We start from the raw sequence: 16,076 nt of genomic DNA on the forward strand, positions 1-16,076 counted from the left end.
GGGGCGCCTCACGGACGGTCGGCCCCTGGCGGGCGGCGCGTTCTCGGTGACGGGCGCTCAGCGTGCCGCGGTGCGGCGCAGGGGCTCGATCGCCCCGGGGCCCATGCGCGGGGTCAGCCGCCCCGCGTCGGGGACCGACTCGGCCAGTCGCAGCGGGCGGGAACCGGCGCTGGGCTGACGGCCGCCGCGGCCCTCACCGAGCACCTGCCAGCCGCCGCGGGTCAGCGTCACGTACGCGCCGCAGCGCAGGCCGTGCAGGGTGCAGGCGTCGCGCAGGCCCCACATCCAGGCGCCGTCCTCCTCGGTCCAACGCTCGTCGCCGTCGCGGCAGAAGAGCAGGACCGCCGTGCGCACCGGCGTTCTTCGGCGCAGGTCGTGCGGGATCACCCGGCGCAGCCGGGACAGCAGCGCGTTGCGGTAGTCCCAGCCGTCGGCGGACGCGACCGCCTGGGTGAACGAGGCGCTCGCCACGAGCCGGTCCTCCGGCCCGAGCACGGCCACCACGGCGGTGCGCGGCACGGGGCTGTGGCGGGCGTACAGACCGGCGACGACCTCGCGCGGGTTGCGCAGCAGGGGGATGCCGGCCTCGGCCCATTCGGAGGGTTCCAGCAGACGGCCGTGGCCGTGGCGGCTGGTGTTCCCCGTGGCGTCGGATATCTGCGCGGCTGCGGACGGAGCGAATCCGAAGGTCACGGTCCTCCCTTCGGCTGGCGCCCGCGGACGGGCACGGACGAGTGCTGGCACGCCGCGGCGCAGCCCAAAGAAGGGCCGACGAGCCGGTGCGGGGGCACCCCAATTCTGGCGTGGCCCGTCAGTGTGCGGCAACGAGCATTTGGCGTCACCGACCGGATTCGGTCGGTATGCCGTTCATATCCTTCCCCCGATACGCCCTGTACACGCCGCTGTTGACGCAACGCCTTACTGCTGAACCGCAAGGACCAGCGGAAACACCCCTTCTGCGCCTGCCTTCCTGAGCAGTCGGGCGGCTACGGCGAGTGTCCAACCGCTCTCCGCGCGGTCGTCCACGAGCAGGACCGGACCACCCGAACCGGCCACGGCGTCCGCCAGTTCCCGAGGGACCGTCAAGAGCTGGTGCAGGGCCCTGACCCGCTGGGCGCTGTTGGAGGACGGCAGACCGAACTCGGGGGTGTCGCCCGCGTACTCCACCGTGCCGAGCAGCGGCATCCGGCCGACCTCCGCGATGCGGGCGGCCAGCGAGCCGATCAGCTGCGGTCGGGTGCGGGAGGCCATCGCCACGACGCCCACCGGCCGGGGCGGTGCGTCCGGGGCGCCCGACGCCCAGCCGCCCGGGCCGCGCGCCCAGTCGGCCAGGACGCTCACCACCGCCTGCGCGACGTCGTCCGGAACTCGCTGGTCCGCTGCCTGCGGGGCGAACATCGGGCGCAGGCGGTTGCCCCAGCCGATGTCGGAGAGCCGGCCCAGGGCCCGCCCGGTGCCGGCCTGTTCGCCGGCCGGGATCCGCCCCTTGAGGTCCACGCCCACCGCCGGCAGGCCCGTCGGCCACATCCGGCGCGGTTCCAGCTCCACGCCGGGGCGGCTCAGCTCGCCGCGCGCGCTGTCCAGCGCCGCCTGCGAGACGTCCGCCGTGTACCGGGCGCCCGCGCAGTTGTCGCAGCGGCCGCACGGGGCGGCCTCCTCGTCGTCCAGCTGACGGCGCAGGAACTCCATGCGGCACCCGGTCGCGGCCGCGTAGTCCCGCATGGCCTGCTGCTCCGCGGCCCGCTGCCGGGCCACCCACGCGTACCGCTCCGCGTCGTATGCCCACGGCTGCCCGGTGGCGGTCCAGCCGCCCTTCACACGGTGCACCGCACCGTCCACGTCGAGGACCTTGAGCATGGTCTCCAGGCGGGTGCGGCGCAGGTCCACCAGCGGCTCCAGTGCGGGCAGCGACATCGGGCGGCCGGACCCCGCCAGGACGTCGAGGGTCCGGCGCACCTGCTCCTCGGGCGGGAAGGCCACCGAGGCGAAGTACTGCCAGATCGCCTCGTCGTCGCGGCCCGGCAGCAGCAGTACCTCCGCGTGCTCCACGCCGCGGCCGGCGCGACCCACCTGCTGGTAGTAGGCGATGGGGGAGGAGGGCGAGCCCAGGTGCACCACGAAGCCGAGGTCGGGCTTGTCGAAGCCCATGCCCAGGGCGGAGGTGGCCACCAGCGCCTTCACCCGGTTGGCCAGCAGGTCCTCCTCGGCCTGCATGCGGTCCGCGTTCTCCGTGCGGCCGGTGTACGAGGCCACGGCGTGCCCGCGCTGGCGGAGGTACGCCGTCACCTCCTCGGCCGCGGCCACGGTGAGGCTGTAGACGATGCCCGAACCGGGCAACTCGTCGAGGTGGTCGGCCAGCCAGGCCAGCCGGTGCGGGTTGTCGGGCAGCTGCAGGACCGCCAGGCTCAGGCTCTCGCGGTCCAGCGGGCCGCGCAGGACCAGCGCGTCGGTGCCCGCCCCGGTGCCCAGCTGCTCCGCCACGTCGGCCGTGACCCGGGCGTTGGCCGTCGCCGTCGTCGCGAGGACGGGGACGCCGGGCGGCAGGTCGGCGAGCATCGTGCGCAGCCGGCGGTAGTCGGGGCGGAAGTCGTGTCCCCAGTCGGAGATGCAGTGTGCCTCGTCGACCACCAGCAGGCCGGTGGCCGCGGCGAGCTTGGGCAGCACCTGGTCGCGGAACTCGGGGTTGTTCAGCCGTTCGGGGCTCACCAGCAGGACGTCGACCTCGCCCGCGGCGACCTCGGCCTGGATGGTCTCCCACTCCTCGGGGTTCGCCGAGTTGATCGTGCGCGCGTGGATGCCCGCGCGCGCGGCCGCGTCCACCTGGTTGCGCATCAGGGCCAGCAGCGGCGAGACGATGACCGTGGGACCACTGCCCTGGGCCCGGAGCAGGGACGTGGCGACGAAGTACACCGCCGACTTGCCCCAGCCCGTCCGCTGCACGACCAGCGCCCGGCGCCGGTCCGCGACCAGCGCCTCGATCGCGCGCCACTGGTCCTCGCGCAGCCGGGCGGTGCCCGACGGGTCACCGACGAGGCGGGCGAGTACGGAATCGGCCTGGGCCCTGAGCTCTGCGTTCATACCCCCATGCAACCCGATGCCGCTGACATCGCGCGAATGCCGCTCGGGCCTGTGGATAACGTTATCCACAGGCCTGGCGGGGCGGGGGCGGTCCGCGGGACCGTCGGGGCATGGCAAACCACTTCGACTCCACCGGTCCCGATTCCTTCGACCCGCGCCCCTTCGACCCGCGATCCCACGACTCCCACCCGCACGGCTCCCGGGCCCACGACTCCCGCCCGCACGATCCGCTCGCGGACGGGGCCGGTCCTCCCGGTTCCCGCGCGCGGGACGCCCTCGCCCGCGGCGCGCTCCCGGACGAGCAGCAGATCACCCTGCGCAGCCCGGCCGAACTGGCCGACGCCCTGCCGTACATGCTGGGCTACCACCCCGACGACTCGATCGTGATGGTCGCCGTGCACGGCAGCGGCGGACGCTTCGGAGGCCGGCTGCGGGTCGGCATTCCGCCCGCACCCGACGAGTGGGAGGACCTCGCCGCCCAGGCCGCCGAAACCCTGGTCGAGGGCAGCGAACGGCGCGGCGGCCGCCCCGACGGCATCGTCGTCTTCCTCTGCCAGGATCCGGGCCAGGGCGAGACCCCCGCCCAGGTCATGGCCCGGCTGCGGCCACTGGCCCAACGACTGCGGCTGGCGAGCGGGGCGCTCGACGTACCGGTGCTGGAGGCACTGTGCCTCTCCGGCGGCCGGTACTGGAGCTACTGCTGCCCCGACGCGCGCTGCTGCCCGGACGAGGGCAACCCGGTGGCCCTGCCGGGGACCTCGGTCATGGCCGCGGCGGCCACCTACGCCGGACTGCAGGTCCGGGGCTCCCTCAAGGAGTTGGAGGCGCGGCTCGCCCCGCTCACCGGGCCGACCGCCGACGAGCAGGTACGGGCGCTGGACCGGGCCGCCGCCGCGCTGGTCCCGAGGATCCTGGAAGGCGGCGCGCGGGACGAGGTGGCCGCCGAGACCCTCGGCCTCGCGCGCACGGTGATGCGCTGCCTGGCCCGGGCCACGCCGGAGGACGGCGGGCCCGGCTCGGACGCGTGGGACGACGCCCTGGTCACCGATGACGACGCGGCCCGGCTCATCCTCGGCCTCCAGGACCGCCGGACCCGCGACGTGGCCGCCGAGTGGATGGAGGGCGAGGAGGCCGGCCCCGCGCTGCGACTGTGGCGCGCCCTGGCCCGCCGCTGCACGGGGGAGTACGCGGAACACGCGGCGGCCCCGCTCACCCTCGCGGGCTGGGTCGCCTGGTCCCTGGGAGACGAGCCCAGCGCCCGCGTCGCCCTCTCCCGCGCGCTGGGCGCGGACCCCCGCTACCGCTTCGCGCTGCTGCTCCACCACGCGTGCAACGCCGCGCTGGACCCCGAGGCCCTGCGCCAGTGCCTGCGCGCGGAGCGCGGGCGGCGCGCCTCGGAACCGCCGGACTGGGCCCAGGAGCCGTTCGCCACGACGGCGGAGGGGACCGTGGCGCCCGTCCAGGACGGTCGGCGGGCGCCGGGGGAGTGGCCGGACCGGGACGCGCCGGCGGTGCCGACGACCCCGGCCCCCGCACCGCCGGCGCCTGCGCAGCCCGGTATCCGGGACGCAGGGGGCCCGGCCGACCCGCGCACCGGTCGCGCGGGCGCCCGTCCGGTCGGGCGGGGACCCGGGAGGGCCGGTGGGACGGGCCCGCGGCGCACCGTGCCGACCGGGCGGGAGACCAAGGGCGCGCGGCGCGGCCGCAAGGGCGTGGCGGGAGGCGCGCCGTGAGCGGGTACCGCGTGTGCCGACGGCCCGTGACCCGGCCGCCCGCTGCGGCGTTCAGCTCAGTGGTGGAGGAAGCCCTGCCGCACCGCCGCCCAGCGAAACCGTCCGGAGCGCAGACAAGGCGTCGCATGGCCCATCCCGTTCCCCCCGCCCGCAAGCCGCCGTCGTCGGTGCCGCCACCCGCCGTCCCGCCCGGCCGGGCCCCGCGCGCCCCGGCCCGCAGGCCTGCCGAACTCCCACCCGTGCACGCCGCGCTGATCTGCGTGGCCGCGCCCTGCCTCGCCATCTCGCCCGAGCACGGTCAGCTCACCGGCCGGGGCCTGGACGGCATCTACCGGGCCGGCCGCCGGCTCCTGTCGCGCTGCCTGTTGCGGATCGCCGGCCGCGACCCGGTCGCCGTCCAGGGCCGCAGCCTGGGCGCGGACCGGGCCGCGTTCACCGCCACCGTGCGCACCGGCGCCGACCCCGGACCGGACCCCGACATCAGCGTCGACCGGGTCCGGCACGCGGACGGCACCGAGCGCATCACCCTGCGCAGCTTCGCCGCCCGCCGGCTGCGGCTGCCCGTGGAGATCTCCCTCGGCACGGACCTGGCGGAGCTGGGGGCGGTCGCCGCCGGCCGGGCGGGGCCCGACGTGCCCGCCGGGGTCCACGCGGCGGGCCTGCGGTGGAGCACCCCCGAAGCGCAGGCCGTCACCACGGCCGAACCGCCGCCGGACGACGCCCTGGCGTCGATGGGGCTGCTGCGCTGGGAGCTCGACCTGGCCCCCGGCGAGGCCCGCACCATCGAACTGCGCACGAGTCAGGACCGCGTCCCCCGGCCCCCCGTGGCCCAGCTCGCCGGCCCCCTGGCCGAGGCCCGGGCGGAGGGTGACGACGACCCCCGGATCGAGCGGCTGTTCCGGAGCAGCGTGGACGATCTCCGGGCCCTCCTGCTGAGGGACCCCGCCGAGCCGGCCGATGCCTTTGCGGCGGCCGGGGTGCCGTGGCGGTGCGGGCTCGCACCGGCCGAGTCCCTCTGGGCGGCCCGGATGGCCCTGCCCCTGGGCCCGGGGCTCGCCGCCGGCACCCTGCGGGCCCTGGCCCGTACGCAGGTGGCCGGCCGGGGCCCGGACACCGGCTGGATCCCCGGACCGCTGCGCGCGGCCGGCCACCGGCTGCCTCCCGGGTGCACCGGAACCGAAGCCACCCTCGCCTTCCCGGCGGTCCTGGCCGAGGCCTCCCGGTGGGGACTTCCCGACAAGGAGGTCGAAGCCCTCCTGCCCGCCGCCGAGCGCTGCCTGGCCTGGCTGCGCGGTGCCGTCGGGGACGACGGCTTCGTCGCGGACCCGGCCGCCGGGCCGAGACGCTGCGAGACCCAGGCGCACGCCCACCGGGCCGCGCTCCTCGGCGCCGAGCTGCTGGAGGCCCACGGCCGGCCCGGGGCCGAGGAGTGGCGGGAGTGGGCCGGCGCCCTGCGCGAGCGGTTCCGGGAGGCCTTCTGGACCGAGACGCCCGCCGGTGGCGCACCGGCGGCCGCGCTCCGCCCCGACGGCAGACCCGTGGCGCACCTCGCCGGCGCCGCGGCCCACCTGCTCGACACCGGACTGCTCCGCGGCGGTCGCCTCGCCCCCGGGCTCCTCGACCCGGTGCGCACCGAGCAGCTCGCCCGCCTGCTCGGAGCCCCCGCCATGGACTCCGGGTGGGGGCTGCGCAGCCTCGGTGCCAAGGAGCCCGGCCACAACCCCTTCGGACACCGCTCCGGGGCGGTGCGGGCGCACGAGACCGCCGTGGCCGTCACCGGGCTGGCGGCGGCGGGGTTCGACAAGGAGGCCACCGGGCTGCTGCGGGGCCTGCTGGACGCTGCGGAGTCCTTCGGTTTCCGACTGCCCGAGATGTACGCGGCCCCGCAGCGCACCGCGGGCAGCGCCCCCCTTCCCCACCCGGCGGCCTGCCGCCCCGCGGCGGTCGCGGCCGCCGCGGGGATCCACGTCCTGACCGCCCTCGCCGGTGTCCGCCCCGACGCACCGGCGGGCGCGGTGGCGCTGGACCCCGTCAGCAGCGCCCCGCTCGGGGCGCTGCGGCTGTCCGGGCTGCGCGTGGCGGGGGAGCCCTTCGCGGTCCGGGTCAGCCGCCTCGGGCTGGGCATGGTGGAGGAGGCCGCCGATGCGCTGCAACTGGGTGTCTGAAGCGGCTGGAGTCCTGGTGCGGATGGTGAAGGAGATCGGGAAAGGACTGTTTATCGTCAGGCAGACGACTATGATCGCGGCATGTCGCCCTACGACCCGTCGGCCTTCCCGCCCTTCGCAGTCACCGTCGACCTGGTCGTGCTCACCGTACGGCGCCACGCGCTCTGCGCGTTGGTCGTCCGCAGGGGTGAGCAGCCGTTCCAGGGGCGCTGGGCGCTGCCCGGCGGCTTCGTCCGGGGAGACGAGGACCTGTCGGCCGCCGCGGCCCGTGAGCTCTCCGAGGAGACGGGTCTGTGCGTCCACGACCCGGCCGAGCCCGGGGCGGGCGACGGGGCGCACGCGCACCTGGAGCAGCTCGCCACGTACGGGGACCCCAAGCGGGACCCCCGGATGCGGGTCGTCAGCGTCGCGCACCTCGTACTCGCCCCCGACCTGCCCGCCCCCCGGGCCGGCGGCGACGCCAACAGCGCCCGCTGGGCGCCGGTCGACGAACTCCTGGACGTCGAGGGCGGCCTCGTACGGGAGGGTGAGGGCGGGCAGCTCGCGTTCGACCACGCGAGGATCCTCGCCGACGGCGTGGAGCGCGCCCGATCCAAGATCGAGTACTCCTCGCTCGCCACCGCCTTCTGCCCGCCGGAGTTCACCGTCGGCGAGCTCCGCCGGGTGTACGAGGCGGTGTGGGGCGTCGCGCTCGACCCGCGCAACTTCCACCGCAAGGTCACCGGCACGCCGGGCTTCCTGGTGCCGGCCGGGGGGACCACGACCCGCCAGGGCGGCCGGCCGGCCCAGCTGTTCCGCGCCGGCGGCGCCACCCTCCTGAACCCGCCGATGCTCCGGCCGGAGGTCTGACCCGGCGTTCGTCCGCACGTCCGGATCGGCCGGGTCGGCGGGATCGGCAGGCTCCGCCGGCTCGTCCGCGCGTACGGTCGGCCGTGAGCACCGCCGAGAGGGTCGCGTGCCGGTTCCGGGCGGCGTGCGGGTCCTGCGTCACCACGCTCCACGCTCCTGCGCGCCGGCCGGGCGTGCGCGCCGCCGTCCGTGGGTGAGGGGTGGAGTGCGGGCTCGTCGGGGCCGGGGTGGTGGTCCCGTCGTGCGTGGTCGGGCGGCGTGCGAGGGGTGGGGCCGGAGGCCTGACGGGGCGGGGTGACGCGGGCCAAGTTACAGCAAAAATCGGACATATCGCGTTATCTTCCCGTGGTACCCCCCACCGTGCCGCAGAGCGGTCTCACCTCCCGCGAGAGAAGCGCGATGCTCCAGGCCATCGGAATCACCAGTGCCCCCCGCAAGAACCTCCCGCCCGCCGTGGACGACCTCACGTTCGAAGCCCATCCCGGCCGGGTGACCGCCCTGCTCGGCGAGCCGGGCGCGGGCAAGACCACGGCGCTCCGGCTGATGCTCCAGCTCGAACCGGGCCGTGGCGTCACGTACTTCCGCGGGCGCCCGCTGCACCGGATCCCGCATCCGTCCCGCGAGGTCGGCGTACTGCTCGGCGACGTACCCGGCCACCCGGCCCGCACGGTGCGCAGCCAGCTGCGCATGCTCTGCGCCGCCGTGGGGGTGCCGGCCGACCGCGCCGACACCCTCCTCGACGTGGTCGGCATCGCCGGGCTGCGCGACGAACGCCTCGGTTCGCTGTCCCTCGGCATGGACCGCCGGGTCGGAATCGCGGCCGCGCTGCTCGCCGATCCGTGCACGCTGCTGCTCGACGATCCCTCGGACGGGCTCTCGCCGCGCGACCGGACCTGGCTGCACGGCCTGCTGCGCGGGCACGCCACCCTCGGTGGCGCCGTCCTGTTCACCACCTCCGACCCCAAGGAGGCCGCGCGCAGCGCCGACCGGGTCGTGTGCATCGAGGGCGGCCGGCTGGTCGCCGACCAGGAGGCGACCGAGTTCGCGCGCACCCGGCTGCGGCCCCGGGTCGCCGTGCGCACGCCGTACGCCGCCCGGCTCGCCACGCTGCTCGGCCGCGAGGCCCGGGCCGCGCGGCGCTCCGTCGAGGTGGTCGAGGAGAGCGGCAGCCGGCTGTCGGTCTACGGCAGCAGCTGCGCCGAGATCGGTGAGGCCGCCTACCGCCACGGCGTGCTGCTCCACCAACTCGCGGACGAGACCGTGGACTCCGGCCCGCACGCCGCCGTTCCCCACCCCGCCCCCGGCGCGTCGGAACCCCCCGCCCCCGGACCTTCCCCGTCTCCCTCCCCGGTCGCCCCCGCGGCCTCGCACCACCCCGCCGCCCCGACGGCCCGGGACACCACCTCGTCCGCCCCGCCTCCTGCGGGCGCGCCCTCCCCGGCCCTGGCGCCGCCGGACCCGCCCTCCGAGACCTGGACGGCCCCGTGCCCGACGGCTCCGGGCCCGACAGCCCCGGCGCCCTCGGCTCCGGCTTCCGCGACCTGGACGTCCTCGGGCCCGGCGGCCGCGGCGCTGTCGGACCCGGCTTCCGCGACCTGGGCGGCCTCGGGCCCGGCAGCCCGGGTGCCCTCGGACCCGGCTTCCCGGACCGCTGTGGCCGCAGGGCGGGCCAACGCTGCCTCGGCACCGCCCGGGACGGCGTCCCCGGCCCCGCCGGCCACCGGTCCGGTCTCCGCTGCGCCCCCGGTTGGGAGCCGGGCTTCCTCGGCCCCGACGGCGTCGGCTCCGGGGGCCGCGGGCCGCCCCGTTTCCGCGGCTGCGGCGGACGGGGATGCGGCTGCTCGTGCGTCGATCGACTGGGGTCGAACCTCCCCGGCTCCGACCGACCCGTCGCCGGGCACCCCCTCCCCCTACGGCTCGGCCGACGCGGTGTCGGGGGGCGCAGGCCGGGCGGTTCTGGAGTCGGTGGCGGACGGCGCGGAGGGCTCCCGCGGCACGGCCGGGGAAGCCACCGCGTCGCGCGCCCCGATCGGCACCAAGGGGACCGGGCCCGGGCCGCTCGTGCCGGGACCCGCCTCCGGCGGTGCGCCCGCGGCCTACGGCCCCGGCCCGTCCGGACGCAGGCCGGGCACCTCCGGAACCGGCGTGGCGGCCGGGGTGGTCGGCTTCGATGCGACGCCCGCCGACCGTGCGGGCGCGGCCGACCACGACCGGTCGAGGAACCGGAGCGTACTGGGTGCGGCCCGGACGGGCAGTGAGCCCGGCGAGTGGGGAACGGTTGGCCACGGTGGCCCGAGCGGCCTGCTGCCTGCCGACGGTCCGGCGGACTCCGGACCCTACGACGGCCGGGGGCCCGATCCCTCGGCGGACGCCGGAACGTCCGGCACGGCCGACGGACCGGCCCGCCCGGCGGCGCAGGGCGCGGGCTGGACGCCCGGTACCGCCGCGCCCCGGCCCTTCTCGCCGTCCGACGACCGCGCGCCGGTGTGGCCGGGCCCGAGGTACGGCGCGCCGCGGCCCGCCACGCCGTCCGCCGACCACGAGGTCGTGCAGCCGGTGGCCGGGGAGGGCGGCGACGCCGTTCCCGCTCCTGCTGAACCGTGGGGCGATGGCGCGTCGGTGTGGCCGGCGACCGGGTACCCCGCCGCGCCGCGACCTGCCGCGCCGTCGGGCGGGGGCCACGGTGGAGCGGCGTCGGGTGGCGGCGCGGCGGGGTGGGCGACGGCCGGGGACGGCGACCGGGCCGAGGCCTGGCGGGCTGCCGAGGTGTCGGACGGTCCCCGCGGGACGGCCGGAGGGCTGCTCCCCGACACCGTCGGGACGCGAACGCCCGAGCACGACGACCCGGCCGGGGCGTGGCCCCGTGGCGCCGGCGAGGAAGCGGCTGGTGGAGCGTCGGACGCGCCGGGGCCGGTGCGGGACGGCGAGGGGCGGCGGGGGCGGCACGCGCGGGCGTTGCCGCCGATCGCGCCGCCCCTGACCGTGCGGCGCGTCGGCGGGCCGCTGCGGCCGCTGCGCTACGAGCTGCGGCGCGCCTTCGGGACGCGTACCGCGACCGTCGTCGTCCTGGCCGCGACCGTCCTGTCGACGCTCTTCGCGGTGCTGCTCGCCCGCGGCGGCCAGGTCCCGCAGCCGCGGCTGCTCGCGGCCTGGCCCGGGTACCTTCCGCTGCCCCCCGCCGCGCTGGGCGCGGGCCTGCTCGGCGCGCTCTCCTTCGGCGAGGAGTACCGGTACCCGGCCCTGGCCGCGGACCGCGGCACCGTGCCGCGCCGCCTCGGGCTGCTGCTCGCGAAACTCGGCGTCTCCGCCACCCTCGCCCTCCTGATCGGCGCCCTCGCCGTGGCCGCCGACGCCGGTGCCCTGCGCCTGGTCTACGACGCCGACCTGATCGACGCCCCGGCGAACTGGATCGCCCCGGGAGCCAGTTGGGCGGGGCTGCTGGTCGGCTGCGCCTGGGCCGGCGTACTCGCCTCCGGCGTCTTCCGCGCCACCACCGCAGGAGTGGCCGCGGTCCTCGCCGTTCCCGTGGCCGTGGTGCCCCTCGTGCGCAAGGTGCTCGACGGGCCCGCCGCCCACACCACCGCAGGGATCGCGGCCCGGCTGCGGCACCTGGCGTGGGCCCAGGTCCCGCCGGAGGCCGACCGGGTCGTCATGGGGGCCTTGCGGGTGATGGCCCAACCCGTCGGCACCGCACTCGTGTTGTCCCTGATGGTCCTCATGTGTGCGTACGGGTTCACAGGGCTGCGAAGCCGGGTGCACTGGTGATCGTTTGAGACCGTGAAGAGCCGGATTCGGTTCGTGGGGACCGCAACTCCCCCGAAAAGGCCCGGTTCTTTACGATAAGGCGTCAATTGCGCAGGTGGCGCCGATCACCCTTTCGTGTGCTTTTCACCAAAGACCTCAAGGGCCGTGGAACCGGAGCCGACAAAGGAGTCGTGAGTACCCTTGCGCATTCCATGATGTCCGCCGCCCGCCATGCCGACTCCGGCCTCGCCGGCCCGGGCGAACTCGACCGCTACCCCTACGCGGACGCCCCCGGCGCCGACCGCGTCGGAGTGCCCCACTGGGACGGCCCCGACGTCGAGTTGGGCCGGGTCGGCCGGCGGGCGGCGGGCAGCCGCGGCCGCGGGCTCCACGGCCAACTCGTCCAGCAGCTCGGGCAGATGATCGTCTCCGGCGACCTGGGCGCGGACCGCCCGCTGGTCCCGGAGGAGATCGGGCAGCGCTTCGAGGTCTCCCGCACCGTCGTCCGCGAGTCCCTGCGCGTCCTGGAGGCCAAGGGCCTCGTCAGCGCCCGCCCCAACGTCGGCACCCGGGTCCGCCCCGTCAGCGACTGGAACCTGCTCGACCCCGACATCATCGAGTGGCGGGCCTTCGGCCCCCAGCGCGAGGACCAGCGCCGCGAGCTCAACGAGCTCCGCTGGACCATCGAACCGCTGGCCGCCCGCCTCGCCGCCGGGCACGGCCGCCAGGACGTCCAGCAGCGCCTCTCCGACATGGTCGAGATCATGGGCCACGCGCTCGGCCAGGGCGACGCGATCACCTTCGCGCGCGCCGACAACGAGTTCCACGCCCTGCTCATCCAGGTCGCCGGCAACCGCATGCTGGAGCACCTCTCCGGCATCGTGGCCGCCGCCCTCCAGGTCTCCGGCAGCCCCGCCACCGCCTGTGACCGCCCCAGCGAGACCTCGGTCGCGCACCACGCCCGGATGGTCGAGGCCCTCGCGGCCGGCGACTCCCAGGCCGCCGAGTCCGCCATGCGCCAGCTGCTGACGGTGCACCCGGAGGTGGAGCGCGTCGTCCCCGCCCCGCGCGAGCACTGAGCCGCCCCCGTCGCCGGACCTCGACGGGTCCGGCGACACGGCTGTGAGCGGGGCCGGCGATCCGCTCGTACGACGCCCCGGACCTGCTCCTACGGGGTCCGGGCGGGCTGGTCGTACGACCGTATGAACTGGTTTCGCCCAGTAGGGGTGTGACTCGGGCCACGAAGATTGGGCGTAACGCTCCGCGAGGTTGCGCGATGACCTAAGAGGTGATGGCCGACGGAGGGAAACAGCTGCCTCTCAGGGCGCTGTGCAGCTCCCCGGTCCCAGCCCGCGCCGCCGGCCCATTCCCCGCCGGTGGTCGTCGGCTCCGGTCCAGCACCAGGACGGGGGCCGGATGCCGTTCCCATCGTTCCGAGAGGTTGTTCGTGTCGGCCAGCACATCCCGTACGCTCCCCCCGGAGATCTCCGAGTCCGAGTCTGTCATGGCGCTCATCGAGCGGGGAAAGGCTGAGGGTCAGATCGCCGGCGATGACGTGCGTCGGGCCTTCGAGGCTGACCAGATTCCGCCAACCCAGTGGAAGAATGTTCTGCGCAGCCTCAATCAGATCCTCGAGGAAGAGGGTGTGACGCTGATGGTCAGTGCCGCGGAGTCGCCCAAGCGCACCCCCCGCAAGAGCGTCGCAGCGAAAGCCCCCGTCAAGCGCACGGCCACGAAGACGGTGGCGGCCAAGCAGACCGCCGCCAAGGCCACGGCCCCCGCCGAGCCGGCGGCCGGAACGGTGGACCCGGACGCCCCTGCCGACGACGCCGAGGCCGAGACCGCGCCCGCGAAGAAGGCCGCCCCGGCCAAGAAGGCCGCGGCGAAGAAGGCCGCCCCGGCCAAGAAGGCGGCGGCCAAGAAGACCGCCGCGAAGAAGACCGCCGGGAAGAAGGACTCCGACGAGGGCTCCGAGGAAGAGCCGCTCGAGGAGGGTCCCGGCAAGGGCGGACCGGAGGAAGAGGAAGAGACCGGCGGCGAGGCCAAGGGCTTCGTCCTGTCCGACGACGACGAGGACGACGCGCCCGCCCAGCAGGTCGCCGTGGCCGGCGCCACCGCCGACCCCGTCAAGGACTACCTCAAGCAGATCGGCAAGGTCCCCCTGCTCAACGCGGAGCAGGAGGTCGAGCTCGCCAAGCGCATCGAGGCCGGCCTGTTCGCGGAGGACAAGCTGGCCAACTCCGACAAGCTCGCCCCCAAGCTCAAGCGCGAGCTGGAGATCATCGCCGAGGACGGCCGCCGCGCGAAGAACCACCTGCTGGAGGCCAACCTCCGCCTCGTGGTCTCGCTCGCCAAGCGCTACACCGGCCGCGGCATGCTCTTCCTGGACCTGATCCAGGAGGGCAACCTGGGTCTGATCCGCGCGGTCGAGAAGTTCGACTACACCAAGGGCTACAAGTTCTCCACGTACGCGACCTGGTGGATCCGGCAGGCGATCACCCGCGCCATGGCCGACCAGGCCCGCACCATCCGCATCCCCGTGCACATGGTCGAGGTCATCAACAAGCTCGCCCGCGTGCAGCGCCAGATGCTCCAGGACCTGGGCCGCGAGCCCACCCCGGAGGAGCTGGCCAAGGAGCTCGACATGACCCCCGAGAAGGTCATCGAGGTCCAGAAGTACGGCCGCGAGCCGATCTCCCTGCACACCCCGCTCGGCGAGGACGGCGACAGCGAGTTCGGTGACCTCATCGAGGACTCCGAGGCCGTCGTGCCGGCCGACGCGGTCTCCTTCACGCTGCTGCAGGAGCAGCTCCACTCGGTGCTCGACACCCTCAGCGAGCGCGAGGCCGGCGTGGTCTCGATGCGGTTCGGCCTCACCGACGGCCAGCCCAAGACCCTCGACGAGATCGGCAAGGTCTACGGCGTCACGCGCGAGCGGATCCGGCAGATCGAGTCCAAGACCATGTCGAAGCTGCGCCACCCGTCCCGCTCCCAGGTGCTGCGCGACTACCTCGACTAGTCCGCCCGGCGGTACGTCGGCAGGCCCGGACCCCTCGTGGGGCCGGGCCTTCGCCGTGCGCGCCCCGACCGGCCGTCCCACTCTGGGTGGAGTCACGTACACCGAGCGTCAGGAGGCCCCATGCGTCGTCCCACTGCCCGCGCCCTGGCCGGAGCACTGACCCTGCTGGCGGGGGCCGCCGCGGGACCGCTGGCCGGGGCCCCGCCCGTCGCGGCCGACAGCGGGGTGATCGGCGGACGGCAGGTGCGTGCGTCGGAGAACCCCTGGGTGGTGGCGCTGGCCAGCCGTGACCGGTTCGGGCGTACGCGCGCGGGCCAGTTCTGCGGGGGAGTGGTGATCGCGCCGCGGGCCGTGCTCACCGCGGCGCACTGCCTGGCCCGCCAGGTGCTCGGCGGGTCCGTTGCGGCGACCCGGGACCTGCGGGTGATCGCGGGGCGCAGCGACCTGCTCGGGGTCGGCGGCCGGGAGATCGCGGTGGGCGAGGCCTGGACGAACCCGGAGTACGACGCCTACACGAACGCCGGGGACTTCGCGGTGCTGACCCTGGCCGAGGAGGTGCCGGCCCGGTACGTCCTGCCGCTGGCCGGTCCGGGCGACTCGCGGTACGAGGCGGGGTCCGGGGCGACGGTGTACGGGTGGGGGGACACGACGGGCCTCGGTGACTACGCGTACGCGCTACGGGCCGCACCGGTGACGGTGCTGGCGGACGAGGAGTGCGAGGAGGCCTACCCCGGGGACGTCACGGGGCGGTTCCTGCGGACGTCCATGCTGTGCGCGGGCCACCGGCAGGGGGGCCGGGACGCCTGCCAGGGCGACAGCGGAGGGCCCCTGGTGGCCCAGGGCAGGCTCATCGGGCTGGTGTCCTGGGGGCGCGGCTGCGGCCGCGCGGACAGCCCCGGGGTGTACACGAGGATCGCGCCGGTGGCCGAGGTGATCGCGCACCGGGCCGGGGCGGACGCGACCCCGGGCCGTGGGGAGGCCGCGGCGGGGTCGGCGGGTCGGAAGGCCGGCGCCTCCCGGGCGCCCGCGCAGGGGCACCGGGGGTGAGTGGCGGGCCCGGACATGAGGACGGGCGGCTCCCCTGGGTCGCAGGGGAGCCGCCCGGCGGCCGGTCCTGGACCGGCACTGGCTCGTCGGGATGCGAGGTCAGCGTTCCTCGGTGTCGGCCGTGGCCGGAGCGGCGGTCAGCCGCTCGGTCTCATCCTGTATTTCCGCGGCGATCTTCTTGAGTTCCGGCTCGAACTTGCGACCGTGGTGGGCGCAGAAGAGCAGTTCTCCGCCGCTCATCAGGACGACGCGCAGATATGCCTGGGCGCCGCAACGGTCGCATCGGTCGGCGGCCGTCAGCGGGGTCGCGGGGGTCAGAACAGTAGTCACGTCGCCTCTTCTCTAGCTCGACGAGCTGTCGTACCAGGGTCAACATCCAACCAGGCCGTAAACGTTCCCGCTCGCGGCTCTTCCTCGAAACATTCCTTCCCGAAGCTGGTC

The 16,076-nt window shown here is 75.8% G+C and carries 10 protein-coding genes; 7 read left to right on the forward strand and 3 right to left on the reverse strand.

Translation table 11 applies throughout. The features are described from left to right. Positions 1–57 precede the first annotated feature (57 nt). Together ACIQCH_RS06135 and ACIQCH_RS06140 are read right to left on the reverse strand one after the other, a co-directional pair. Positions 58–693 (reverse strand): hypothetical protein, encoded by a 636-nt coding sequence (locus tag ACIQCH_RS06135; RefSeq protein ID WP_402578428.1) that lies wholly within the window; start codon positions 691–693, stop codon positions 58–60. Positions 694–918: 225 nt separating this feature from the next. Beyond that, positions 919–3,078, reverse strand: coding sequence for a RecQ family ATP-dependent DNA helicase (locus tag ACIQCH_RS06140; protein ID WP_402578430.1), 2,160 nt, complete (start codon positions 3,076–3,078; stop codon positions 919–921). A gap of 110 nt (positions 3,079–3,188) precedes the next feature. Between ACIQCH_RS06140 and ACIQCH_RS06145 the strand changes: the two genes are divergently transcribed. The 7 genes from ACIQCH_RS06145 (at position 3,189) to ACIQCH_RS06175 (ending at position 15,635) form a co-directional block, all read left to right on the forward strand. Then, positions 3,189–4,811: a DUF4192 domain-containing protein gene (locus tag ACIQCH_RS06145; RefSeq protein WP_402578432.1), complete on the forward strand. Its 1,623-nt coding sequence runs from the start codon at positions 3,189–3,191 to the stop codon at positions 4,809–4,811. A gap of 125 nt (positions 4,812–4,936) precedes the next feature. After that, a complete protein-coding gene (locus tag ACIQCH_RS06150) occupies positions 4,937–6,976 on the forward strand; it encodes a glycogen debranching N-terminal domain-containing protein (protein WP_402578434.1) in 2,040 nt (679 codons plus the stop codon). An 81-nt stretch (positions 6,977–7,057) separates the two neighbouring features. Beyond that, the gene (locus tag ACIQCH_RS06155) at positions 7,058–7,825 is read left to right on the forward strand and encodes an NUDIX domain-containing protein (protein ID WP_402578436.1); all 768 of its coding nucleotides are present in this window, start codon (positions 7,058–7,060) and stop codon (positions 7,823–7,825) included. A gap of 399 nt (positions 7,826–8,224) precedes the next feature. Next, a complete protein-coding gene (locus ACIQCH_RS06160; protein ID WP_402578438.1) occupies positions 8,225–11,590 on the forward strand; it encodes an ATP-binding cassette domain-containing protein in 3,366 nt (1,121 codons plus the stop codon). Between the two features lie 116 nt (positions 11,591–11,706). Then, on the forward strand, positions 11,707–12,648 hold the full coding sequence (locus ACIQCH_RS06165) for a FadR/GntR family transcriptional regulator (RefSeq protein WP_402578440.1): 942 nt from the start codon (positions 11,707–11,709) through the stop codon (positions 12,646–12,648). 362 nt (positions 12,649–13,010) lie between these two features. Beyond that, complete coding sequence (locus ACIQCH_RS06170; RefSeq protein WP_402578442.1) at positions 13,011–14,588, forward strand: RNA polymerase sigma factor; 1,578 nt, start codon at positions 13,011–13,013, stop codon at positions 14,586–14,588. A gap of 120 nt (positions 14,589–14,708) precedes the next feature. Next, entirely contained in the window at positions 14,709–15,635 is a 927-nt protein-coding gene (locus tag ACIQCH_RS06175; protein WP_402578444.1) for a S1 family serine peptidase, read from the forward strand. A 99-nt stretch (positions 15,636–15,734) separates the two neighbouring features. Here the strand turns inward: ACIQCH_RS06175 and ACIQCH_RS06180 are convergent, their stop codons facing one another. Continuing rightward, on the reverse strand, positions 15,735–15,965 hold the full coding sequence (locus tag ACIQCH_RS06180) for a hypothetical protein (RefSeq protein ID WP_030204450.1): 231 nt from the start codon (positions 15,963–15,965) through the stop codon (positions 15,735–15,737). Positions 15,966–16,076 lie beyond the last annotated feature (111 nt).

The organism is Streptomyces sp. NPDC093225 (assembly GCF_044753805.1).
Taxonomy (GTDB): Bacteria; Actinomycetota; Actinomycetes; order Streptomycetales; family Streptomycetaceae; genus Streptomyces.

Bases quoted from the DNA above. Each gene is read 5' to 3' on its own strand.
- ACIQCH_RS06140 (WP_402578430.1), bottom strand. From the start codon at position 3,078: ATGAACGCAGAGCTCAGGGCCCAGGCCGATTCCGTACTCGCCCGCCTC.
- ACIQCH_RS06145 (WP_402578432.1), top strand. From the start codon at position 3,189: ATGGCAAACCACTTCGACTCCACCGGTCCCGATTCCTTCGACCCGCGC.
- ACIQCH_RS06150 (WP_402578434.1), top strand. From the start codon at position 4,937: ATGGCCCATCCCGTTCCCCCCGCCCGCAAGCCGCCGTCGTCGGTGCCG.
- ACIQCH_RS06155 (WP_402578436.1), top strand. From the start codon at position 7,058: ATGTCGCCCTACGACCCGTCGGCCTTCCCGCCCTTCGCAGTCACCGTC.
- ACIQCH_RS06160 (WP_402578438.1), top strand. From the start codon at position 8,225: ATGCTCCAGGCCATCGGAATCACCAGTGCCCCCCGCAAGAACCTCCCG.
- ACIQCH_RS06175 (WP_402578444.1), top strand. From the start codon at position 14,709: ATGCGTCGTCCCACTGCCCGCGCCCTGGCCGGAGCACTGACCCTGCTG.